This window comes from Nocardia sp. XZ_19_385 (assembly GCF_015355755.1).
Lineage (GTDB): Bacteria > Actinomycetota > Actinomycetes > Mycobacteriales > Mycobacteriaceae > Nocardia.
In genome coordinates this window covers 2,136,114-2,157,617 of the sequence record NZ_JACVEE010000001.1, presented here as the reverse complement: position 1 = coordinate 2,157,617, position 21,504 = coordinate 2,136,114, and the positions used below count along the sequence as shown (strand labels likewise).

Annotated in this window: 24 protein-coding genes and 1 other RNA gene; 17 read left to right on the top strand and 8 right to left on the bottom strand. The window is 65.8% G+C overall.

The annotated features are described in order from the left end of the window. Positions 1-81: 81 nt before the first annotated feature. The 9 genes from IBX22_RS10245 (at position 82) to smpB (ending at position 7,738) form a co-directional block, all read left to right on the top strand. Positions 82-933: a mechanosensitive ion channel family protein gene (locus tag IBX22_RS10245; RefSeq protein ID WP_194815057.1), complete on the top strand. Its 852-nt coding sequence runs from the start codon at positions 82-84 to the stop codon at positions 931-933. 25 nt (positions 934-958) lie between these two features. Further along, complete coding sequence (locus IBX22_RS10240; protein ID WP_194815056.1) at positions 959-1,126, top strand: hypothetical protein; 168 nt, start codon at positions 959-961, stop codon at positions 1,124-1,126. A gap of 50 nt (positions 1,127-1,176) precedes the next feature. Continuing rightward, positions 1,177-1,866: a cell division ATP-binding protein FtsE gene (gene ftsE / locus IBX22_RS10235; protein ID WP_194815055.1), complete on the top strand. Its 690-nt coding sequence runs from the start codon at positions 1,177-1,179 to the stop codon at positions 1,864-1,866. After that, positions 1,866-2,768 (top strand): permease-like cell division protein FtsX, encoded by a 903-nt coding sequence (gene ftsX, locus IBX22_RS10230; protein ID WP_194815054.1) that lies wholly within the window; start codon positions 1,866-1,868, stop codon positions 2,766-2,768. The genes ftsE and ftsX overlap by 1 nt, the downstream gene beginning before the upstream one ends. 150 nt (positions 2,769-2,918) lie before the next feature. Beyond that, complete coding sequence (recQ, locus tag IBX22_RS10225; protein WP_375540211.1) at positions 2,919-4,793, top strand: DNA helicase RecQ; 1,875 nt, start codon at positions 2,919-2,921, stop codon at positions 4,791-4,793. A gap of 91 nt (positions 4,794-4,884) precedes the next feature. Continuing rightward, positions 4,885-5,673 (top strand): alpha/beta fold hydrolase, encoded by a 789-nt coding sequence (locus IBX22_RS10220; protein ID WP_194815052.1) that lies wholly within the window; start codon positions 4,885-4,887, stop codon positions 5,671-5,673. A 147-nt stretch (positions 5,674-5,820) separates the two neighbouring features. Beyond that, positions 5,821-6,885, top strand: a complete 1,065-nt coding sequence (locus IBX22_RS10215; RefSeq protein ID WP_194815051.1) for a metallophosphoesterase — start codon at positions 5,821-5,823, stop codon at positions 6,883-6,885. A 100-nt stretch (positions 6,886-6,985) separates the two neighbouring features. Beyond that, positions 6,986-7,213, top strand: a complete 228-nt coding sequence (locus IBX22_RS10210) for a hypothetical protein (protein ID WP_194815050.1) — start codon at positions 6,986-6,988, stop codon at positions 7,211-7,213. Positions 7,214-7,261: 48 nt separating this feature from the next. Beyond that, positions 7,262-7,738, top strand: a complete 477-nt coding sequence (smpB, locus tag IBX22_RS10205; protein WP_194815049.1) for an SsrA-binding protein SmpB — start codon at positions 7,262-7,264, stop codon at positions 7,736-7,738. Here the strand turns inward: smpB and IBX22_RS10200 are convergent. Next, the gene (locus IBX22_RS10200) at positions 7,735-8,406 is read right to left on the bottom strand and encodes a class I SAM-dependent methyltransferase (RefSeq protein ID WP_194815048.1); all 672 of its coding nucleotides are present in this window, start codon (positions 8,404-8,406) and stop codon (positions 7,735-7,737) included. The genes smpB and IBX22_RS10200 overlap by 4 nt on opposite strands. 33 nt (positions 8,407-8,439) lie before the next feature. After that, positions 8,440-9,189, bottom strand: coding sequence for an SDR family NAD(P)-dependent oxidoreductase (locus tag IBX22_RS10195; protein ID WP_194815047.1), 750 nt, complete (start codon positions 9,187-9,189; stop codon positions 8,440-8,442). Between the two features lie 51 nt (positions 9,190-9,240). Here IBX22_RS10195 and IBX22_RS10190 point away from each other — a divergent pair, with 51 nt between their 5' ends. Next, on the top strand, positions 9,241-10,788 hold the full coding sequence (locus IBX22_RS10190) for an AMP-binding protein (protein ID WP_194815046.1): 1,548 nt from the start codon (positions 9,241-9,243) through the stop codon (positions 10,786-10,788). Positions 10,789-10,894: 106 nt separating this feature from the next. Continuing rightward, the gene (gene mraY, locus IBX22_RS10185; protein WP_194815045.1) at positions 10,895-11,971 is read left to right on the top strand and encodes a phospho-N-acetylmuramoyl-pentapeptide-transferase; all 1,077 of its coding nucleotides are present in this window, start codon (positions 10,895-10,897) and stop codon (positions 11,969-11,971) included. 33 nt (positions 11,972-12,004) lie between these two features. Here the strand turns inward: mraY and IBX22_RS10180 are convergent, their stop codons facing one another. Next, on the bottom strand, positions 12,005-12,589 hold the full coding sequence (locus IBX22_RS10180; protein ID WP_194815044.1) for a hypothetical protein: 585 nt from the start codon (positions 12,587-12,589) through the stop codon (positions 12,005-12,007). Between the two features lie 209 nt (positions 12,590-12,798). Here IBX22_RS10180 and IBX22_RS10175 point away from each other — a divergent pair, with 209 nt between their 5' ends. The 5 genes from IBX22_RS10175 to IBX22_RS10155 are packed head-to-tail and all read left to right on the top strand — an operon-like array spanning position 12,799 to position 15,103. Further along, entirely contained in the window at positions 12,799-13,083 is a 285-nt protein-coding gene (locus IBX22_RS10175; protein ID WP_194815043.1) for a hypothetical protein, read from the top strand. Then, on the top strand, positions 13,080-13,802 hold the full coding sequence (atpB, locus tag IBX22_RS10170) for a F0F1 ATP synthase subunit A (RefSeq protein ID WP_194815042.1): 723 nt from the start codon (positions 13,080-13,082) through the stop codon (positions 13,800-13,802). Before IBX22_RS10175 ends, atpB begins: the two co-directional genes overlap by 4 nt. A gap of 40 nt (positions 13,803-13,842) precedes the next feature. Then, positions 13,843-14,103 (top strand): ATP synthase F0 subunit C, encoded by a 261-nt coding sequence (atpE, locus tag IBX22_RS10165; protein WP_194815041.1) that lies wholly within the window; start codon positions 13,843-13,845, stop codon positions 14,101-14,103. 6 nt (positions 14,104-14,109) lie between these two features. After that, complete coding sequence (locus IBX22_RS10160; protein ID WP_194815040.1) at positions 14,110-14,583, top strand: F0F1 ATP synthase subunit B; 474 nt, start codon at positions 14,110-14,112, stop codon at positions 14,581-14,583. A gap of 4 nt (positions 14,584-14,587) precedes the next feature. Then, positions 14,588-15,103, top strand: coding sequence for a hypothetical protein (locus tag IBX22_RS10155; RefSeq protein ID WP_194815039.1), 516 nt, complete (start codon positions 14,588-14,590; stop codon positions 15,101-15,103). 5 nt (positions 15,104-15,108) lie between these two features. Here the strand turns inward: IBX22_RS10155 and IBX22_RS10150 are convergent, their stop codons facing one another. After that, positions 15,109-16,317 carry a multidrug effflux MFS transporter gene (locus IBX22_RS10150; RefSeq protein ID WP_194815038.1) on the bottom strand — a complete coding sequence of 403 codons (1,209 nt, stop codon included), beginning with the start codon at positions 16,315-16,317 and terminating at the stop codon, positions 15,109-15,111. Between the two features lie 53 nt (positions 16,318-16,370). Then, complete coding sequence (locus tag IBX22_RS10145) at positions 16,371-17,840, bottom strand: alpha/beta fold hydrolase (RefSeq protein WP_194815037.1); 1,470 nt, start codon at positions 17,838-17,840, stop codon at positions 16,371-16,373. A gap of 108 nt (positions 17,841-17,948) precedes the next feature. On the opposite strand from IBX22_RS10145, the gene IBX22_RS10140 reads away from it, so the two are divergent. Next, on the top strand, positions 17,949-18,863 hold the full coding sequence (locus IBX22_RS10140) for a LysR family transcriptional regulator (protein ID WP_228538279.1): 915 nt from the start codon (positions 17,949-17,951) through the stop codon (positions 18,861-18,863). A gap of 51 nt (positions 18,864-18,914) precedes the next feature. On the opposite strand, the gene IBX22_RS10135 is transcribed toward IBX22_RS10140, so the two are convergent. The 3 genes from IBX22_RS10135 to ssrA form a co-directional block, all read right to left on the bottom strand. Continuing rightward, a complete protein-coding gene (locus IBX22_RS10135; RefSeq protein ID WP_194815036.1) occupies positions 18,915-19,991 on the bottom strand; it encodes a class I SAM-dependent methyltransferase in 1,077 nt (358 codons plus the stop codon). Positions 19,992-20,002: 11 nt separating this feature from the next. Next, complete coding sequence (locus IBX22_RS10130; protein WP_194815035.1) at positions 20,003-20,365, bottom strand: cupin domain-containing protein; 363 nt, start codon at positions 20,363-20,365, stop codon at positions 20,003-20,005. Positions 20,366-21,085: 720 nt separating this feature from the next. Next, positions 21,086-21,457: a transfer-messenger RNA gene (gene ssrA, locus IBX22_RS10125) on the bottom strand. Positions 21,458-21,504 lie beyond the last annotated feature (47 nt).

The window sequence follows — 21,504 nt, the reverse complement described above, 5'->3', positions numbered from 1 at the left end:
GTGTCGCGCGGCGCTGCGCGGTAGCCTGTCTGGCGTGTGTGTTACGGATGGTACGAAGCTGCGACCGGGCGGTGAGCGGTGATGTCTCTCGGTATCGCCTCGGACACCACGGTGTGGTTGCGGTCGCAGGGCCTGGAGATTGTGCTGCTCATCCTCGGCGCGATCTTGTTCAGCCGATTCGCCACCTTCGTCCGGGACCGGGTCACCAGCAACATCGACGCCGGATTCCGCAGCAGCGACGCGCTGGTACGGACCGAGGCAGCCAAACACCGGCATGCGCTGGCGCAGGTGCTGACCTGGGTCGTGCTGACCATCGCCTATGTACTGGTCGGCATGGAGGTGCTGCAGCGCCTCGGATTCCAGGTCACCGGCCTGGTCGCGCCCGCCGCGGTGCTCGGCGCCGCCCTGGGTTTCGGTGCGCAGCGCATTGTGCAGGACATTCTCGCCGGGTTCTTCCTGATCACCGAGCGGCAGTACGGCTTCGGTGATGTGGTGAGCATCTCGGTCACTGGCTCCGCGGAGCTGGCCGAGGGTACGGTCGAGGACGTCACGCTGCGGATCACCACGCTGCGCAATGCCGATGGCGAAGTGATCACCGTGCCGAACGGTCAAATCGTGAAGGTGACCAACCTGTCCAAGGACTGGGCGCGCGCAGCGATCGACGTGCCGGTGTCGGCCAGCGCCGACATCACGCGGATCAACGAGATCTTGCACCAGGTAGGCGCTGAGGCCTATCGCGACCGCAGGCTCGAGCCGCTTCTGCTCGACGAGCCCAGTGTGATGGGCGTCGAAGATCTCACCGTGGACCAAATGAACATCCGAATGGTTGCCCGCACGTTGCCAGGCAAACAATTCGAAGTCAGTCGCGAGCTGCGGGTCCGTGTGGCCGCCGCGCTGCGACGAGAGGGAATCAGTGAAACTTCAACTTCGTAAACCGACTTCGCTCAAGCCGCCGCAGATGACCGAGATGAAGCCGCGAAAGTCCACGGCCCTCCTGATGGCGGCCTGGGTCGGAACGTTCGCGCTGTGGCTGTTCGTCAAGCCTGATGAACCAACTCAGCCGGGCGCCGGGTTATTCGTGAATAGCGTGTCTACTACGCAGAATGCCGATCCCGCTGCGCGATAGCTGTTGCGCCCAGGTGTATGCGCGGGCGTTGCTGGCTACACTGGCACCTCGTGATCACCATGCGGAACGTCACCAAGCTGTATAAGACGTCGACGCGGCCCGCGCTCCAGGACATTTCACTGCATGTGGACAAGGGCGAGTTCGTCTTCGTGATCGGTCCGTCCGGGTCCGGTAAGTCGACCTTCATGCGGCTGCTCCTGAAAGAGGAGGCGCCGACCGCCGGGCAGATCCAGGTCGCCGACTTCCAGGTCGACCGGCTGCCCGGGCGTAAGGTCCCGAAACTGCGCCAGCGAATGGGCTGCGTGTTCCAGGATTTCCGGCTGCTGCAGCAGAAGACCGTGTACGAGAACGTGGCGTTCGCGCTGGAGGTGATCGGCAAGCGACGCCAGTTCATCGACCGCACCGTCCCGGAGACGCTCGACATGGTCGGGCTGGGCGGCAAGGCGGACCGGCTGCCCACCGAGCTCTCCGGCGGCGAACAGCAGCGGGTGGCGATCGCCCGCGCGTTCGTGAACCGGCCGCTGGTGCTGCTCGCCGACGAACCGACCGGCAACCTCGATCCCGACACCAGCGCCGACATCATGATGCTGCTGGAGCGGATCAACCGGGTCGGTACCACCGTGGTGATGGCCACGCACGACAACAACATCGTCGACGCGATGCGCAGGCGGGTCATCGAACTCGACCGCGGCCGCATGGTGCGCGACGATGCCTACGGCGTTTACGGAGTGGATCGGTAATGCGGCTGAGCTTCCTTTTCAACGAGGTTTTCACCGGTCTGCGCCGCAACGTCACCATGACGGTCGCGATGGTGCTGACCACCGCGGTGTCGCTGGCCATGCTCGGCGGCGGCCTGCTGTCGGTGCGGATGGCCGACAAGACCGAGCAGTACTTCACCGGCCGGCTGGAGGTGCGCTTCTATCTCGACGAGACCATCTCCGACAGCGACCCGGATTGCGCGACGGAGCCGTGTAAGTCGCTGCTGGCGGACATGAAGAAGACCGACGGCGTGGTGAGTGTGCAGTTCCTCAACCGCGCGGCCGCGCTGGAGGAGGCGAAGAAGCTCTTCGCCGACCAGCCCGAGATGGTGCAGTACATCTCCGAGACGCCGCTGCCCGCGTCGATGCGGGTGAAGATGACCGACGGCAGCCAGTACGAGCACATCTACGAGAGCTTCCACGGCCGCCAAGGTGTGCGGACGGTCGCCAACGATCGCGAGTTCGTGGACCGGCTGCTGCGATTGTTCGACGGATTGCGCAACGCGGCCTTCGGTCTGGCGATCGTGATGGCGCTGGCGGCGCTGCTGTTGATCGCGAACATGATGCAGATCGCGGCCTTCACCCGGCGGACCGAGGTCAGCATCATGCGGCTGGTCGGTGCGACGCGGTGGTACACGCAATTGCCGTTCCTGATGGAAGCCGTGGTCGCGGCGCTGGCCGGATCGCTGCTGGCCATCACGGGTCTGCTCATCGCGCGTCCGCTGGTGATCGACCGGGCGCTCGGGCCGTTGTTCGACAGCAATGTGTTCCCGCGCATCACCGGTGACGACATCGCGGTGGTGGCGTTGACCATCGCGCCGGTCGGTGTGCTGGTCGCGGCTCTGACGGCGTACGCCACGCTGCGCTATTACGTGCGTGAATGACGCAACCTCGTTGTCCCGGCGAGCTTTCCGCCGGGACCTACGACCATCGATGAATTTGGTTTATGCACATGTGGACAACTTCACGTCCGGCCCAGGTCGACCTTCGCAACGGCGGCGCGGTCGTCGGGGACCGCTCGTAGGATGGGCCGGGTGACCCTCTCCGAAGCATTCCCGGTGACCGACGGCGACGCCCCCGTGGGCGCGGAATCCACTGCGGCGCAAGAGGTTTTACGCCGTGTGTTCGGCTACGACAGCTTCCGCGGCGAGCAGGAACAGATCGTCGAGCAGGTGATCGCCGGTGGCGATGCCCTGGTGCTCATGCCGACCGGCGGCGGTAAGTCGCTGTGTTATCAGGTGCCCGCGCTGGTGCGTCCCGGTGTGGGCGTGGTGGTGTCGCCCCTGATCGCGTTGATGCAGGACCAGGTCGACGCGCTCAGTGCGCTCGGGGTGCGAGCCGGGTTCCTGAACTCCACGCAGTATCCGGACGAGCGCCGCATGGTCGAGGCGCAGTTCGTCTCCGGCGAACTGGACCTGCTGTACCTCGCCCCGGAGCGCCTGCGCCTGGAATCCACCGCGCAGCTGCTCGACCGCGGCAAGATCGCGCTGTTCGCCATCGACGAGGCGCACTGTGTGTCGCAGTGGGGCCACGACTTCCGGCCTGACTATCTGGCGCTGTCCATGCTGCACGAGCGCTGGCCCGACGTGCCGCGCATCGCACTCACGGCCACCGCGACGGGGAAGACCCGCGACGAGATCGTGCAGCGGCTCGACCTCGGCGGCGCGCAGCAGTTCGTGGCGAGCTTCGACCGGCCCAATATCCAGTATCGGATCGAACCGAAGAACCGCCCTGATCGTCAGCTGCTCGAGTTCCTCAAGGCCGAGCATCCCGGCGATGCGGGCATCGTCTACTGCCTGTCCCGCAATTCGGTGGAGAAGACGGCGGCGTTCCTCACCGAGAACGGCATCACCGCCGTCCCGTATCACGCCGGTCTCGACAATCGCACCCGTGCCGAGAATCAGTCCCGGTTCCTGCGTGAGGAAGGTTTGGTGGTGGTCGCCACCATCGCCTTCGGCATGGGCATCGACAAACCGGACGTGCGTTTCGTCGCACACCTGGATCTGCCGAAGTCGGTGGAGGGCTACTACCAGGAGACCGGTCGCGCCGGTCGCGACGGGCAGCCGTCCACCGCGTGGATGGTCTACGGGCTCAACGACGTTGTGCAGCAACGGAAGATGATCGATTCCTCCGAGGGCGACGCCGCGCACCGCCGGCAGCTGCAGCTGCATCTGGACGCGATGCTGGCGCTGTGCGAGACCGTCAGCTGTCGCCGCACCCAACTGCTGGCGTACTTCGGCCAGCCGGGCGAGCCGTGCGGCAACTGTGACACCTGCCTGACCCCGCCGGAGTCCTGGGACGGCACCGTGCCCGCCCAGAAGCTGCTCTCGACGGTGCTGCGCCTGAAACGCGAACGTGGGCAGAGCTTCGGTGCCGGGCATGTCATCGACATCCTGCTCGGGAAGTCGAATCCCAAAGTGCTGCAATACGATCACCACGAGTTGAAGGTGTTCGGCATCGGCACCGATCTGCGCGATCTCGAATGGCGCGGCGTCGTCCGGCAGTTGCTCGCGCAGGGCCTGCTCGCGGTGCACGGTGACTTCGGCGTGCTCACCCTCACCGAGGCGGGCAACGAGGTGCTGTTCGACGGTCGCCAGGTGCGGTTGCGTCGCGAGCCCGAGCGCGCCACGAAGCCCGCGCGCGCGGCAAAAGCCAAGTCCGGCAAGGCTCCCGCCGCGGATCTCGCCGCCGCGGATGTGCCGCTGTTCGAGCGTTTGCGGGCCTGGCGCGCCGCGACCGCCAAAGAACAGGGCGTGCCCGCCTACGTGGTCTTCCACGACGCGACCCTGCGAGAGATCACCGCCCGCAAGCCGACCAGCCTGTCCGAGCTCGGGGGAGTGGGCGGTGTCGGCGAAGCGAAGCTCGCCAAGTACGGCGAGGGTGTGCTGGAGGTCCTCACGGCCGAGTAGGGGCTGCTCGATGAATTTCGCGACGTGACGGCGTCTTACCGGTAGCGGACCTCGAGATCCGGGGTCGAAGCACGCGCTAGGAGACCGATTCATGAGTGACCAGCTGACCACCTCTCGCGGCGACCGAGTCGCCTACGACCGCCGCGGTTCGGGCCCCGCACTGATCTTCATCGCCGGTGCCGGTCCGTACCGTGCCATCGATCCGACGACCACGACTACCGCCGAACTCGCTGCGCAGCAAGGCATTACGACCATCGTCTACGACCGCCTCGGCCGCGGCGAGAGCAAGGTCGAGGGACCGATCGACCTCGCTCGGGAACTGGAAGCCGTAGCCGCCCTCATCGAGGTGGCGGGTGGCAGCGCCGTCCTGTGTGGTCACTCGTCGGGCTGCTCGATCGCCCTCGCCGCCACCGTGCGCGGGCTCGCTGTCGACGGACTCGCCCTCTTCGAAGCGCCACTGGGTCCGCCGGACAGCGGCGCGCGGGAGTGGGCCGCCGAGGTCGACCGGCGCATCGACGCCGGCGATCTGGAAGGCGCCATGCGGTACTACATGAAGGACATGCCGCCGGAATTCTTCGAGACCTGGCGGCAGTCCCCGGAATTCCCCGATCTGGTCGCCCAAGCCGGCAGCCTGCGCGCCGATGGTGAGTCGCTCGTGTGGGCCGAATCCGCGCCCCACGCCGAACTGTTCGCGAACATCGCGGTCCCGGTCCTGGCGATGACGGGACAACAGACCTTTCCGGTGATGCATACCGCCGCCGATTCGATCGTCGCCGCCATCCCGGGCGCGACCCAGAAGGAAGTGCCCGGGGCGCAGCACACCTGGGAGCCGGAATCGATGGCGAAGGAGCTCGTCGAATTCGTGCGCGCGACCCGCTGAAGCTCGGTAATCTCCGCCCGGATCCGGTCGTTGCGGCACTATGCCCGGTGTACGGGTCATGAACGACCGGTGCGGCACTGGACACATATTGGTCAATCGACCAATATGTGCGAGGGGCGGTCGCCTGAAACCAGCTGGAGGCAATGAATGAGTGGCGCGCAGGGCATCGGACGCCGGGAACTGCTGACCGGTGCGGCCGCCGTCGCGGCGAGCGCAACGCTGGTCGGCCTCTCACCCGCGCAAGCGGTGCCGGTCACCCCCGGCGTCGACAAGTTCGGCTTTCCCGCCGATCAGCGCAACGTCCGCGTCCTCATCACCGGTGACGCCGGCACCGGCACCCGCACCCAGTGGGCCGTCGCCGACGCCGCCCGCGAATTCCACCGCCGCGAGCCCTTCGCCCTGGCGCTCGGCCTCGGCGACAACATCTACGAATCCGGCCCCACCAGCGCCACCGACGTGCAGTTCGCCGACAAATTCGAAAACCCCAACGCCGGACTCGATTTCCCGTGGGCGATGGTGCTCGGCAACCATGACACCAGCTCCATCCTCCCCGGTGACGGCGGCTGGCTGCTGCGCGGCAACGCCGAGGTCGAGTACCACGCGAACTCGCCGCGCTGGTGGATGCCGAGTCGCTACTACTCGGTCCGCCCGAACCCGGTGGTCGAATTCTTCATCCTCGACCTGAACCCGCTCGCCTCCTACATCCCGCCGCTGCTGTCGGAGTACTGGGCGGTCGACGGCACGTTCATGAACGAGCAGCGCGCCTGGCTGGACCGCGCCCTGGCCGACTCCCCGGCCAAGTGGAAGATCGTCTGCACACATCACCCGTACCTGAGCAACGGCAGCCACGGCAACGCCGGCCGCTACGAAGGCCTGTCCATCGAGCCGATCAACGGCGTGCATGTGAAGCGCTTCATCGAGGAGCACGTAGCCGGTCGGGCGCACTTCATCTTGTCCGGCCACGACCATGACCTGCAGGTGCTGGAACCGACACCGGAATCCAAAGGCACTCGCCAGCTCGTCTCCGGCGCGGCCGCGAAGACCTCCGGCCACGCGGGCCGGACCGGTCCCAACGCGGCCCTGTTCGAGGACCACCACCAGCTCGGTTTCATGGTCATGGATCTGTCGATCAACGCGGTCGACCTGCGCGTTGTCACCGTCGATCCGGCGACCGGCGCGGGCACGGAGGCGTTCCGCCGCCGCCTGGCCTGAGCGCAATAGCCCTGCGTCGCAACATCACCGAATCGCAACGGCGGGGCCGATCGGGGACCAAACCGGGCAGGATGGCGGAAGTGCCCGCTACCGTGCTCGCATGGCATCCGGTGACGGCGCGTCCGAGGACGAGTCCGAGGTGTCCGGCGGCTCCCCTTCCGAGGGCGGGAATGCCGACACCGACGGCCGCAGGAAAGGAGACCCCATCGTGGAGTCGGTCTGGCTAGGCCATCGTTATCCCAGACATCTCGGCCGCCCCCGCTACACCACTTTGCTGATGCTGGCCGCCTTCATCGGCCTGCTCATCCTCTATCTCAACCTGCACTGAATCCGGCCGTGGAAAAATCCACTTGCTGCGTCACATAAAGTGGACCGAATGAAGGAGAAGGGGCGCAAGGTCATCGCGACCAACCGCCGAGCGCGGCACAACTACACGATCCTGGAGACCTTCGAGGCCGGGATCGCGCTGGTGGGCACCGAGGTGAAGAGCCTGCGTGAGGGCAAGGCCTCGCTGGTCGACGCCTTCGCGACGGTCGACAACCGCGAGGTCTGGCTGCGTGGCCTGCACATCCCAGAGTTCAGCCACGGCACCTGGACCAACCACTCGCCGCGCCGCGTCCGCAAACTGCTGCTGCACAAGCGGGAGATCGAGCGCCTCGTCGGCAAGTCCCGCGAGGGCAACCAGACCTTGGTGCCGCTGTCGATGTACTTCTCCGACGGCAAGGTGAAGGTCGAGCTCGCGCTGGCCAAGGGTAAGCAGGACTACGACAAGCGCCAGGACATCGCCCGGCGGACGGCCGAACGCGAGGTCACCCGCGAGATCGGCCGCCGCGTGAAGGGCATGAGCCGCTAGGGCTGCCGGCGGAATCGGGCCAGCCAAGCGGCGACGCTCACCCGGCCGTCGATCTGTTCCAGCTCGGCGGCCTGCTCGGCCACCGACTCGGTCACCCGGCCCAGGTAGCGGACCGGCTGCAGGTCCTCCAACTCCCAGCCGTCGGCGAAGGATTCGCGGATGAGGGTGTCGCTGATGCGCGGACCGATCCCCGGTTCCCGGTCCGAGAGCGCCAGCACGTGGACGAGCCCGCCCGGCTTGCACACCGAGTGCAGGCTGCGCACGTAGGCGGCGCGAGCGTCGGGATCCTCGCCGAAGACGTGGAACAGGGCGCTGTCGACGATCGTGTCGAACACCGGTGCGCCGCCGTCGTCATCGGAGAGCGCCTCGGCGGCGGCGAGATTCAAGGCATCGGCGACATGGAACCGGGCCGACGGCACACCCTGCGCGGCCGCGTTCCGGCGGGCGTACTCCACCGCGCTGGGGGAGACATCGATGCCGCGGACGTCGTAGCCCAGCCGCGTCAGCAGGATGGTGTGCTCACCGGCGCCGGTACCGGGGTCGAGAACTCGCCCGCTGATCCTGCCCTGTTGCTCCAGCGCCACGATCGCGGGCTGTGGCTCTCCGATCACCCATGGCGCGGAGTCGTTGTCGTAGACGGCATTCCAGGTTTCCAAAGGTACGCTCATCACTCCACTGTGCGCGCTCAACCTTGGTTCAGGTCAACCGAGACCGCGCCCGCCATCCACGACGAGGCGCTGACCGGTGACGAAACCGGCGGCCTCGGAGGCGAAGAAGCTCACCGCGTGCGCGATGTCCTCGGGTACTCCGATGCGCCCCACCGGCGTAGCAGCGGCGTAGTCGGCACGCTCGGCCGCGGATACTTCGGTGTGCCGCTCCACCGGGATGAAACACGGCGCGATCGTGTTGACGGTGATCCCGTCCGGCGCGAGCTCACGCGCCCAGCTCCGGGTCAGCCCGATCTGCGCGTTCTTGGCGGTGGCGTAGGCGGATCGCCCGGGTCCGGACCGATCGGCGATATCGGAGTCGATGTGCACGATCCGCCCGAACCGGCGCCTGCGCATCTCCGGAATCACCGCCTGCCCCAACAGGATCGGGCTCTTCACGAAGAAGTCCAGCTGCGCCAGGTGATCGTCCCAGGTGACGTCGGCGAGCAGCCCTTCCGGTTGCGGGCCCGTCGCGTTCAGTACCAGGACATCGACCGGCCCGAACCGGTCGGCGACCGCCGCCACCAGCCCCCGAACCTGTGCCTCGTCGGTGACGTCAGCCGGAATCGCTTCGGCGGCGCCACCTTCGGCGCGAATTTCCGCAACGACCTGATCCAGGTCCGTCGATGCCCGTAACCCGTTCACCGCGACAGCCATTCCGTCGCGCGCCAGCCGTTGCGCGATCGCCTTACCCAGCCCGCGTGAACTGCCGGTCACCAGCGCTACCCGTCGCGTCACCGCCATCCATCGATCATGACACGGCCCTGGTGCGCACCGCCGTGGCAGACTGCGCACATGCAGGATGCCTCGGTCCCCACCATCACCTGCGGCGCGCGGGTGCGCCCTCAGCCCGACGCGCACGCTCGTGCCGGAAGGTTCGCTGCCGCACTCATTTCCGCGGGTATCAACCGCGGTGATCGCGTTGCGGTGGTGCTGCGCAACGACATCGAGTTCCTGGAGGTCGCGCTCGGCATCGCGACCTGCGGTGCGAACCCGGTGCCGATCAACACCCGGTGGAAGGCCGCCGAAATCGCCCACGTCCTGGCCGACGCCGGCGTCCGGCTGGTGGTCGCGCACACCGAGTTCATTCCCGTCGTCGAAGCCGCTGCCGCACAAGCGGATACCGCGCCGCTCATCGCCGAGGTCGCGATGCCTGAGGAGCTGGTGCGCACGCTCCGGCTCGACCCCGCCTGCGCCCGCCCGACCGACCGGCACCCCACCCTCGAAGAATGGATCGCCGCCCATCCTGAGCCGCTCGGCTACGTCGAAGGCGCGATCAGTGACTCGATGGGTTTGATCTACACCTCGGGTACCACCGGCAAGCCCAAAGGTGTTGCCCGCGAACGCATGACCCCCACACAACTGCTCTCCATCGCGGGTGGCACCGCACAGCGCATGGGCCTCACTCCCGGCGGGCACATGCTGGTAGCCGGTCCGCTTTACCACACCAGCCCGAACGCCGTTGCTGTCCTCGCCCTGCGCATGGGCACCAACATCACTCTCATGCCCCGCTGGGATGCCGAAGATTTTCTGCGCCTGGTCGATCGTGACCGCATCCAGCACGCCAAAGTCGTCCCCACCATGCTCAGCCGCCTGCTGAGCCTCCCCGCCGAAACCCGCTCCCGCTACGACGTTTCCAGTCTCACCCACCTCATCCACTCCGCCGCGCCCTGCCCGCCCGCCATCAAACGCGCCGCCATCGACTGGTTCGGCGCCGCACTGCACGAGTTCTACGGCTGCAGCGAGGCCGGTGCCATCACCTGGATCACCGCCCCCGAATGGCTCGAGAACCCCGGCAGCGTCGGCCGCCCCGTCGACGGTTCAGCCGTCCGCATCCTCGATGACCAAGGCGCGGATGTCCCGCCCGGCTCCATCGGCAACGTCCACATCCGCGGCGCCGACTACTGGCCGACCTTCCACTACCTCAACCATCCCGCCACCCGATCCAGCCCACTCCCGGGCATGATCACCGTCGGCGACACCGGCTATCTCGACCCCAACGGCTACCTCTACCTCACCGGCCGCTCCGCCGAAATCATCATCTCCGGCGGCATCAACATCTACCCCGCCGAAATCGAGAACGCCCTCATGACCCTCCCCGACATCGAAGACGCCGCCGTCTTCGGCGTCCCCACCGACTCCGACCTCGGCGAATCCGTCCACGCCCACATCGTCCCCCGCCCTGGAACCACGCCTGACCCCACCGACATTCGCGCAGCCCTCGCCGACCTCCTCGCGAACTACAAACTCCCGGAAGTCCACGTCGTTGCCGAACTCCCGCGTGACGACTCCGGCAAGGTCTACAAACGCCAGCTCCGCGAGCAGCACACCGCACGGGTCTGACGGCGGCGCGCGGTCGAAACCGGCCGATGGCTACCATCTTTCGAGACGCAGGCGCGTCGGCGTTGATCGGTGGCAGCCGGAGTGATCCGGCGGGGTTGGGTGGCGTATGAGGCAGATCCTGTTTTCGGCGATGATCGCGCTCGCGGTCTCGATCACCTTGACGCCCTTGCTGATCAAGCTCTTCGCCACCAGGCGGGTGGGGCAGGAGATCCGGGCCGACGGACCGGCGAGTCACCAGGCCAAGCGCGGGACGCCGACCATGGGCGGGATCGCGATCCTGGCCGGCATCTGGGCCGGATATCTGGGATCGCACCTGATCGGGATCCGCTACGACGCCGAGAGCCCGTCCGCCTCGGGTCTGCTCGTGCTCGGATTGGCCACCGCGCTGGGCATTGTCGGGTTCCTCGACGACTCGATCAAACTCCGTAAGCGCCGCAATCTGGGTTTGACCGCGACCGGAAAGTACGTCGGCCAGCTCGGTGCCGCGGTGATTTTCGGCGTGCTGGCCCTGCGGTTCCCCGACAACACCGGGCTGACCCCGGCGAGCCGGCACCTGTCCTACGTCCGTGACTACACCACCGTGACCTTCGGGATAGTCATCTTCCTGCTGCTGGTCTGCTTCCTCGTGGTGGCGTGGTCCAACGCGGTCAACATCACCGACGGCCTCGACGGCCTCGCCGCCGGCTCGATCAGCTGCGCCCTCGGCGCGTACATGATCATCACCTTCTGGCAGTACACCAACGCGTGTTCAACCACCCCGGAAGCCGGCTGCTACAACGTCCGCGACCCCCTGGACCTCGGCGTAATCTGCGCCGCCGGCGTCGGCGCCTGCATCGGATTCCTGTGGTGGAACGCGCCACCCGCGAAAATCTTCATGGGCGACACCGGCTCCCTCGCCCTCGGCGGCCTCCTCGCGGGCCTGTCCATCACCACCCGCACCGAACTCCTCATGGCCGTAGTAGGAGCCCTGTTCTGCGCCGAAATCCTCTCGGTCCTACTGCAAATCGTCGTCTTCCGCTCCACCGGCAACCGCCTGTTCAAGATGGCCCCGTTCCACCACCACTTCGAACTCAGCGACTGGCCCGAAACCACAGTCATCATCCGCTTCTGGTTGCTCGCCGGCATAGCGGCGGCAGTCGGCCTGATGCTCTTCTACGGCGAATACCTCGCCGCAGTGGGATAACTCGCCAGGCGAGCGATAAGGGCATCGGGTGGTTTACTCCGAGGCGATGATCTTGAGGTATTTCGCGCCCCGCGGTGAAAGCTCGTAGCCGACGTCCAGGCTGTGGGTGAGGCCGAGGTTCTTCAGCTTGCGGACGTCGAGCTTGAGGGACTCTTTGTCCCTGCCCATCAGGTCGGCCAAGTCGCCGGCGCGGCGCCCTGGATGCTTTGCGATGATGTCGAGTACGGCGGATGTCCATGGTCCGCGTCGGCTCGCTCGGTCCAGCCGGGACAGTGCGGCGCTGATCTCCTCGATGTCGGGCTCGGACAGGTCTGCCTGGCTGCGTAACTCCACTCGCTCGTCGGGGCCGACGAAACGAACCGCGATCCGGAAGACGGGGTCGTCGGCAGCGCCACGAAAAGCTGCCCGCACCGCCTGGGCGCTCGACTCGCCTGCCTTGCGGGCATCCTGATCCGAGATGTCGCGTGGCGCAACTGGATCCACGCTCACGATCTCGATGATCCCGGCGGAGGTGTGTAACCTGCCGCCGACTCGGACGCGGGGTGCGGCCCAGCGCCGGAAGACCTGCACGACGTCCCCTGCTGCGATGCCGCGCGCCACACGATCGGAGAGCATCATTCCCCGATCGTAGGACCGGTCCTTCGCCAACCTCGACGTCCGCACCGGTAGGTCCCACGGGGGTCTGAATCGAGCGTTCTCCGGCCAGCAGGTAGCCAAGCGCGCATCTCTCTATTTCACCGCACAAGGGTAGCCGCAGTCAATAGCCTTGTTGCGATCAAATGTAGCAACTATGCTACGTAGTATCACGACCTCAACGGGGAGGCCTTATGGCGATATCGCTGGTTTTGTTCATCTGCTTCGGGTTGGCGCTGGGCTGGGGGAATGCTCGATTCACCCAGATGTGGGTTGACCGGATCGCGGATTCGGAGGCCGTGGGCGTCGGCGCACTGGCCCTGTTCTCGGGAGCGAGATTGATTGTGCTGACCGGTGTTTCGGTTGCGGTGGCTTTCCTGGTCCGGCCGGGCGGCGTCGGGATCCTAGTGGGGCTGGCGATATTTCAGGCTTTCGCGCCGTTCTGGGTGGCTCGGCCGATGTGGCGGGGGCGGACATGACGACAGTCAAGGTTGGTGAGCATCAGACCGCGCGGTGGCTCGGGATGGAGTTCAACATCGACACGATCCTGTCCACGTCGGTGGCCGCGGCGATCGTGCTCGGGTTGGCGTTCTATCTGCGGGCGACGGTGACTTCCGGTGTGCCGAACGGGGTTCAGCTGTTCTTCGAGACCGTGACAATGCAGATGCGCGGGCAGGTGGAATCCGCCATCGGAATGCGGGTCGCGCCGTTCGTTTTGCCGCTCGCAGTCACCCTGTTCACCTTCATCCTGCTGGCGAACTGGCTGGCGGTGCTGCCGGTGCGCTACGGCGAGGGCGAGTTGATCCACCCGCCGACGGCGGACATCAATTTCGTCTACGCGCTGGCCGTGTTCGTCTTCCTCGGCTACCAGGTGGCCGGTGCCGTCCGGCGCGGCCCACTTACCCACCTGAAAATGGTGCTGAAGGGTCACACCGGTTGGGGCCCAATGGTGTTCATCAACATCATCGAAGAGATCGCGAAGCCGCTGTCGCTGTCGCTGCGACTGTTCGGGAACATGTTCGCCGGTGGCGTGATGCTGTCGGTCATCACCCTGCTCCCGGCCTGGATCAGCTGGGGCCCCAACGCGATCTGGAAACTGCTCGACCTGTTCGTCGGGTTCATCCAGGCCTTCGTCTTCACCCTGCTCACCATCCTCTACTTCGGTCAGTCCATGACTCGTGCGAACGAAAAGCACTGACCAGCAAGACGTTCCAGTTTCACCAAGAAGGGAAACGAAAATGGCTGATATCACGGACACCGGCATGATCCAGGCGGCGGCCCTCATCGCCGGCGGATTCATCCTGCTCGGCGGCGCGATCGGCGCGGGCTTCGGCAACGGCATGGCCGGCTCGGCATTCATCAACGGTGTTGCCCGGCAACCGGAGCTGGAATCCCGGCTCCGCGGCAACTACCTGATGGCAGTCGGCCTGATCGACGCGGTCTACTTCATCAATCTGGCGTTCATGGCGCTGTTCGTGTTCGCGACACCAGGGAAGTAGCCGGCCATGTCGACGAAAAACACCGCCGGAGACAACTTCCTGCTCCCCAACGGCACGTTCTTCGCCGAACTGCTGATCTTCCTCACCGTCCTCGGTGTCATCTGGCGCTTCGTCGTTCCGCCGATCCACCGCGTGCTGGCGGAACGCGAAGCGCGAGCCGCCCAGACCGCGGCCGATCAGAAAACAGCGAAGAAAGCGCGCGCGGAAGCCGAAGCCGCCTACCAGGCGGCCCTTGCCGAAGCTCGCAGGTCGGCGGCCGACATCCGGAAACAGGCACGCGAGCAAGGTAATTCGTTCTTCAAGGAGCATCGCAATGCTGCACAAGAAGAATCCGATGCGCAGGTAGCCCGGTCGCTGGCCGAGCTACAGGCGGAAGCGGATCGGGTGACCGCCGAGCTCCAAGACAACGTCGATCCACTCGCGCAGGCGTTGGCCGACCGGGTCATCGGCGCTGAAACCGCTAGGGCAGGAAAGGGATAGGAGAATGCACCCCATCGTCTGGGACTGGCCGATCTTCCTCAGCCAGCTCTTCGGCTTCGCAGTCGTCCTCTACGCCCTCAACCGCTCGGTCAAGCCCCGCATCCGTGCGGCAATGACCAAGTCGCAGGACACCATCCGAACCCAGCTGGCAGACAGCCAACGCGCCGCCACCCAGGTGATCGCAGCGGCCGAAGCCCACGAATCCGCCCTGGCCCAAGCAGAACTGGCGAAAATCCAATACGCGAAGGAGGCAACAACCGCCGCGGACCAGATCCTCGCGGACATGCGTGCCGAAGCCGAAGAAGCGGCAGTGCGCACACGCCGTCAGGGCCGCGCTCGAATCAGGCAGGCACGCAGGGAGCTGGTCGACCAGCTGCAATCAAACCTGCACACCGCCGTCCTGGATCGAACCGAGCACCTGGTCCGCCACCGGCTGGCCGCCCCGCCGGCCAGGTTGGGCAGCATCGACCGCTTCCTCGACGATCTGGACGAGGTGAGTGAACGCCGAGTGGCCTACTGAGCTGGTCAACGAGAGCCCGTCGGCACGATTGTGCGGGCGGGCTCTTCGGCGGTGAAGAGTACGAAGACGATGGGGGCGGCGATGGTCAGCACTGTGATGATCCAGGCGAGCGGTCGGGCGTCGTGCGGACCCGCTATGCCGACCAAGGGGGCTACCAGACCGCCAATGACGAACTGGGCCAAGCCGAGTAGGGCGGAGGCGCTGCCCGCGACTTCCGGTGGGCTGCTGGACAGAGCCAGGGACACGCTGTTGGGCATCGTCAATCCGACAGACGCGACGACCAGGAAGAAACCGGGCAGGAGCGTGGGCAGCCCGAGGTCGGCGAGAATCGCTGCGGCAACGGTCGTTCCGCCGATCAGTCCCAGGGTCAGGCCGGCGGCCAGCAGGGTGCGCGGGTCGTATCGCCGGTTCAGGCGGGTGGCGACCTGCCCCGCCAGGATGATGCCGACGCCATTGCCGGCGAAGACCAGGCTGAACGCCAGCGGCGACAGTCCGTAAATATCCTGCAGGACAAAGGGGGAGCCGGAGATGTAGGCGAACATCGCGGCGAAGGACAGTCCGCCCGCGAGGGCGTACCCGGCGAAGTTCGGCGTCGCGCCCACCCTCAGGAGCGTGCGGAACATCGGGGCAGCGCTGCGCACCGGGTTCGTCTCCGGCAAACGCAGGACGGCGGCGAGCAGAACCACGCTCATCGCGGTGATGGCCACGAACAGTCCGCGCCAGGACGTCACCTCCAGCAGCAGCCCGCCCACCAGGGGCGAAAGTATCGGCGCGACTCCGCTGACCTGCATGAGCGTGCCGAAGAACCGGGCGGCGGGCGCTCCTTCGTAGAGATCGCGGACGATCGCCCGGGCGATCACGATGGCGGCCCCGCCCGCCAAACCCTGTAGCAGCCTGGCACTTACGAGGAACTCCGCGCTCGGTGCGACGACGCACAGCAGCGAAGTGATCGTGTAGAGCACGGCAGCGATCACCAAGGGTCGACGCCGACCGTGCCGGTCGCTCAACGGTCCCGCGATCGCCTGGCCAAGTGCGAGCCCGACCAGACAGGAGGTGAGGGTCAGCTGAATCAGCGATGGACCGGCGGTGAGCTCGCGGCTCAGGTCGGGCAGCGCGGGCAAGTAGAGGTCGATGGACAGCGGGCCGAGCGCGGTCAACGCAGCCAGCACCACAACGAGCCCCGGGATAGTCCGGCGTTCGACAGTCGTGGTCAACGATGCTCCTCGAGACACCCCTCCGGGTACACGGAGGGGTGTCGGGTTATGGCTCAGTACGAGACGGTGAAGCGCTGGCGGAGGAAGGAGCCGTTCTGCAGTGCGTCGACGATGGCGCAGGCGTAATCGCCGACGCTGATGCGACTTTCACCATCGGCGTCGACGATGGGGGTGTCGCGAGCCTCGGCCCGGTACACGCCGGTCGCTTCGCCCGGGATCAGGTGGACCGGGGGTGGGCTGACGTAGGACCACTGGACCGTCGAGCCGGAGCCGCGGAAGATCTCCAGCGCCTCGGACTGGTCGCGAGCCGTCTGCAGATACTGGGCCGGGAAGTTCGGAGAGTCGACGAAGCGCTGTCCCGGTGCGTATTCCAGGCTGCCTCCGCCGCCGAGGAACACCAGGCGGTCGACCCCGGCCAGCGGGAGCGCTTCGAGCAGGGTCTCGGCGCCGCGCGGTACCAGCCGGTCGTCGCCCTTGATGGCCGCGACCACGGCGTCGTGGCCGGCGACGGCGTCCTTGACCGAGGCCGGGTCGGTGACGTCCATGGTGTCCCGGTCGAGGGCGGTGACCTGGATTCCGCGGGCGGCGGCTGCGCGGGCGACGGCGCTGCCGAGGTTGCCGCGGGCGCCGATGACAGCGATCTTCAAGGGGTTCTCCTGATGCAGTTCATCGACGAAATCGGCGATGAGCGGGGCGATTTCGGGAAGGTTCTCTTCGAGGGCGAAATGACCGGTGTCGAAGAGGTGGAGCTTGGCGTCCGGCAGGTCACGAAGGTAGGCGTGCGCGCCTGCTTCGGGGAAGAACGCGTCGTTGCGCCCCCAGAGAATGAGCGCCGGCGGCCGGTGGTCGCGAAGCCACTGCTGCCAGGCCGGGTAGAGCGCCAGGTTGGTGTGGTAGTTCAGCGCCAGGTCGACTTGGGCGTCCTTGCGACCCGGTGCGTCCAAGAAATGCTGGTCCAGGGTCCAGCCGTCGGGTGCGATGAGCTCGACATCGGTGGTGCCACCCTCGTACTGACCGCGCGTGACCGGCAGTTCGAGGATCTCGCGGACGTTCTCCTCGGCGCCCTCGACGCCAGGCATATTGGCGGTCATAGCCCGAGCCAAATCCGACAGGCCCTCGTCGTAGGCGTTGGAGTTCTGGACGATCAGCCCGGCGATCCAGTCGGGGTGCCGGGTTGCCAGCCGGAAACCCACGGGCCCGCCGAAGTCGAAGGCGTACAGCACGAATCGCGCCAGGCCGAGGGACTCCACGAAACCTTCGATGACATCGGCGAGCCGATCGAAGGAGTAGGTGAACCCGGCGGGAGCTTCGGTATGCCCGAAACCCGGGTAGTCGGGGGCGATCATTCGGTACCGGTCGCCCAGCGCGTCCATCAGCCGCCGGAATTGGTGCGACGCCGACGGAAAGCCGTGCAGGAGGAGCAGAACCGGCGCCGCCGCGGGGCCGGTTTCGCGGTAGAAGACCCGAACCCCGTCGACCTCGGCGAATCTGTGCCTGATGTGCGGAACACGCACTACCGCCATGTCATTCCGACCTTTCTAAAACCTGTTCAGATATCCCGTCTACGATCAGGCGTTCGCCGGACATGAACAACGACAAATCACCCAATCGTCGTTAACCGGTGGTTGACGATGACGAGGGCGAGTGTGGAACGGTACGAGATCGAGGCGTTCCTGACGCTCGCGGAAGAGCTGCACTTCGGCCGCACCGCCGAGCGGCTGCGGGTGTCGACAGCGCACATCAGCAAGACGATCAAGAAGATGGAGCGTCAGGTCGGGGTCCCGCTGTTCGAGCGGACCAGCCGTAAGGTCGCGCTCACACCCGTCGGATCGCTGTTGCGCGAGCAACTGCGCCCTGCTTACGACCAGGTCCAGCAGAGCGTCCAGAACGCGAAGGACGTCGGGCGCGGAATCCGCGGGGTCCTGCGGGTCGGCTACTTCAGCTCGGCCGGTGGCCGATTCATGCTCGAGGTGAGCGAAACCTTCCATGCCCGGTATCCCGACTGCACCGTACAGATCCGAGAGCTACAGCTCAGCGACGGCGCATTCCGGCTGCGCGGCGGCGGTGTCGACCTCCAAATATGCGGCTTCCCAATGGAAGAGCCCGATATGACCATCGGTCCAGCCCTGTACCGGGAGGCGAAGATGCTCGCCGTCCCCGCTCGGCACCCGTTCGCCCGCCGGCCCTCGTTGTCTCTGGAAGACCTTGCTCACGTCAAGATGGTCCAAAATCCCCCAGAACTACCCGCCTACTTCGACGAGTTCCACCACCCGAGACGCACACCGTCCGGTCGCCCCATCGAGCCCGGTCCCACCGCCGCTACCTTCCCGGAGATCCTCGCTCTCGTCGGAGCAGGCAAGGGTGTCTACCTGACCACCGAACAAGCCACCCAGTTCTATCTCCGACCCGACGTCAACTATGTCCCCGTCCTGGACGCGCCACCCCTGGAATTCGGCCTCGGCTGGCTCACCACCGGACACACGCATCGGATTCAGGCATTCGTGCAGGCGGCCAACGACACCAGGGATGCGCTGACCGGGCGATGATTCACGCCGATGCGACAACCCAGTGTTGGGCTGTCGCATCGGCGTTCGCGTTCACCCCTTCCGTGCGATGTAGTAGCTGTTGAAGATGTCGGCGTCGACGTGCTCGACATTTACGGAGGCGAACCCGGCTTCGTGGAGCATGCGCGTTGCGACCTGTTCACCCCACATGGTTCCGAGCCCGTCGCCGTCGAGCGCCAGTGACACTGTCATGCAATGCATTGTGGAGATGGCGTACATGCCCGGCCCGAGGGGATGCTCCATATTTTCTTCCAGATTGCTGGACGCCTGGATATCGACCATCAGAAAGGTGCCGTCGGCCTTCAGCGCCTCGGCGATGCTGTGCAGGACCTGCGCCGGGTGGGCCTGATCGTGGATGGCGTCGAATGCGGTGATCAGATCGAACTGGTCGGACACCCCCAGATCGGTGACGTCGCGAACCTCGAATCGCGTATTCGTCACCCCCATTACCGCCGCTTCCGCGCGGCCGACCGCGACACCTTCCTCTGAGAAGTCGTAACCGATGAATCGACTGTTCGGAAACTCCCGGCCGAGCAGGTTGAGAGCGTGTCCGCTGCCGCAGCCCACATCCGCGACATCGATTCCTTCCCGCAGCCGCTCGGGCAACCCGGGAACGAGGGCGATGGTGACGTCGATCAGCGCGACATCGTGAATCGCCGCGCTTTCCTCGGCCATGAGCTGCTGAAATCGGCCGTACTTCGAGTAGGGGACACCGCCGCCGTTTCGAAAACAGTCGACAACCTCGGCCTCGACGGTCGCGGCCATGGGGATGTACTGCGCGAAGGACGCTATATTCTCCGGACCTGCCGCCCTGGTCAGTGCCGCGGCATGTTCCGGAGGCAGCGCGAAGGTCTGAGTGCCGGCCTCGTAGTCGACAATCTTGCCGACAGTAAGCGCGGCCAACCATTCCCGCACATAGCGCTCATTCAGCTTGGCGGCGCGGGCAATGTCCGCGCTGGTAGCGGGCGGCATCGAACTCATGATGTCGAACAGGCCGGTTTGATGGCCGACGCTGATCATGAGGGTCAGAAACCCGTCATTGACGATCTCCAGCATCCGGCCGCCGAAAGCTTCTGCCCGCGTGGCGAATTCCGCATCGGTGGCAGTCATGGACTCATTCCCTACCGCTTGGCGTAGTCGGCGAAACCCTGCCAGTCGAGCATTACGCAGGGTTCGTCGCCCACCACCCACGCATCGTGGCCAGGCGGCGCGATCATGACATCCCCCGCACCGAATTCCTGCTGCTCCCCATCGTCCATGACCACAACCATCCGCCCGGCCAGGCAGTAGCCGGCATGCGGCGCTTGACAGCTATCGGTCTGGGCAATCGGCTTGACGTGCTCCGACCACCGCCAACCGGGTTCGAACACCGCCCGTCCCACCGGGCCGCCATCGAGATTGACGAGATCGAGTCTGCCCTTGCCCTGCTCGAAGGGCCGAGTTTCCTCAGGTGAATCGAATGTTCTACGCACTAGACCAGACATGGCCGTTCTCCTGTTGATCGCACTACGGCAGCTGGCGATAGCCAGAAACTTGCTCTGATTGCCGACGCCCTCCGTTGCATCGTGACCACGGCCGCCGCCTTAGAAAGACATCCACCCCGCATATGTATCGAAAACACGTACGCACTTCGACTGATCGAATAGTGACGTGCATCACATGCTATTCCTGCTCGGCGGCGGTATCAAGGTAGCTGCGCAAGAGCGGCGAAGGTTCGCTAGTCGTAATCCTGACGTTGTATACCCGACAACCGTGATGCGGCCTTCCGGTGCCGTCGACCAGCGCCGCTTGAAACCTGTCCGCGAGCCCTGAGGCAAGGCGGACCGATGATCTGGTGGCGCGCGGCGGCGTGCCCGTAGTATTGCTGATGCCTCGCCGGCCGCAGTTCGACTCGACTACGAAGTGCGTGGATCACGTTGGGGTACTGTCATTTTCAAGCTACTGAAGCCATGCACTGCTGGCGGCTTGGGGCTGCTGTTCACCCTGGCCGCTGCCTGCGCTAGTGGCGATTCCGGAGATCTGAGCAAGGTGGCGAAATGCGGGAATTTTGTATTTCCGGATAGTGCGAAGGTGCTGGCGAGCGGCTGATGTCGGGGGTCCGGGGGCGAAGCCCGCCGGGTGGGGTGTGGGGGCTGCGCCCCCACAAAATAGACGAAACGAGAAGCGGCCCATGCTCTCCATGAGCATGGGCCGCCAATCGAGTGAAGTGGAGCTGCCGGGAATCGAACCCGGGTCCTCCGCCGTGTCTTCAGGGCTTCTCCGTGTGCAGTTCGCTAGGTCTCTGCTCGGATCTCCGGGTCTCGCGAACAAGCTCGGATGACGATCCCAGTCGCTGTTAGATGTCCCGCCCAGATCCGCGACCGACCTGGACGGTGATTCCCTCTAGCTGATGCCAGTACCCGGGTCGAGGGACGAACCCGGACTGACAGACACGCTTCGCTACTTAGGCAGCGAGAGCGTAGTCGCGCTGATTGGAATCGGCGCTTAATTGGTTGCAGCGACGCTTACGGTGGTCTCTTGCCTGCACCGACACGCTTCCCCTGAATCAACGTACGCAGTCGAAACCGTTCAGCCCCGTACGTGCCCGCACCTTGCGGGCTAGTCATGTTAACACTGCCCGCGG

Coding starts and splice junctions, on each gene's coding strand:
- IBX22_RS10245 (WP_194815057.1), top strand. CDS start 82: ATGTCTCTCGGTATCGCCTCGGACACCACGGTGTGGTTGCGGTCGCAG.
- IBX22_RS10240 (WP_194815056.1), top strand. CDS start 959: ATGACCGAGATGAAGCCGCGAAAGTCCACGGCCCTCCTGATGGCGGCC.
- ftsX (WP_194815054.1), top strand. CDS start 1,866: ATGCGGCTGAGCTTCCTTTTCAACGAGGTTTTCACCGGTCTGCGCCGC.
- IBX22_RS10220 (WP_194815052.1), top strand. CDS start 4,885: ATGAGTGACCAGCTGACCACCTCTCGCGGCGACCGAGTCGCCTACGAC.
- IBX22_RS10215 (WP_194815051.1), top strand. CDS start 5,821: ATGAGTGGCGCGCAGGGCATCGGACGCCGGGAACTGCTGACCGGTGCG.
- IBX22_RS10210 (WP_194815050.1), top strand. CDS start 6,986: ATGGCATCCGGTGACGGCGCGTCCGAGGACGAGTCCGAGGTGTCCGGC.
- smpB (WP_194815049.1), top strand. CDS start 7,262: ATGAAGGAGAAGGGGCGCAAGGTCATCGCGACCAACCGCCGAGCGCGG.
- IBX22_RS10200 (WP_194815048.1), bottom strand. CDS start 8,406: ATGAGCGTACCTTTGGAAACCTGGAATGCCGTCTACGACAACGACTCC.
- IBX22_RS10195 (WP_194815047.1), bottom strand. CDS start 9,189: ATGGCGGTGACGCGACGGGTAGCGCTGGTGACCGGCAGTTCACGCGGG.
- IBX22_RS10190 (WP_194815046.1), top strand. CDS start 9,241: ATGCAGGATGCCTCGGTCCCCACCATCACCTGCGGCGCGCGGGTGCGC.
- mraY (WP_194815045.1), top strand. CDS start 10,895: ATGAGGCAGATCCTGTTTTCGGCGATGATCGCGCTCGCGGTCTCGATC.
- IBX22_RS10180 (WP_194815044.1), bottom strand. CDS start 12,589: ATGATGCTCTCCGATCGTGTGGCGCGCGGCATCGCAGCAGGGGACGTC.
- IBX22_RS10175 (WP_194815043.1), top strand. CDS start 12,799: ATGGCGATATCGCTGGTTTTGTTCATCTGCTTCGGGTTGGCGCTGGGC.
- atpB (WP_194815042.1), top strand. CDS start 13,080: ATGACGACAGTCAAGGTTGGTGAGCATCAGACCGCGCGGTGGCTCGGG.
- atpE (WP_194815041.1), top strand. CDS start 13,843: ATGGCTGATATCACGGACACCGGCATGATCCAGGCGGCGGCCCTCATC.
- IBX22_RS10160 (WP_194815040.1), top strand. CDS start 14,110: ATGTCGACGAAAAACACCGCCGGAGACAACTTCCTGCTCCCCAACGGC.
- IBX22_RS10155 (WP_194815039.1), top strand. CDS start 14,588: ATGCACCCCATCGTCTGGGACTGGCCGATCTTCCTCAGCCAGCTCTTC.
- IBX22_RS10145 (WP_194815037.1), bottom strand. CDS start 17,840: ATGGCGGTAGTGCGTGTTCCGCACATCAGGCACAGATTCGCCGAGGTC.
- IBX22_RS10140 (WP_228538279.1), top strand. CDS start 17,949: ATGACGAGGGCGAGTGTGGAACGGTACGAGATCGAGGCGTTCCTGACG.
- IBX22_RS10135 (WP_194815036.1), bottom strand. CDS start 19,991: ATGACTGCCACCGATGCGGAATTCGCCACGCGGGCAGAAGCTTTCGGC.
- IBX22_RS10130 (WP_194815035.1), bottom strand. CDS start 20,365: ATGTCTGGTCTAGTGCGTAGAACATTCGATTCACCTGAGGAAACTCGG.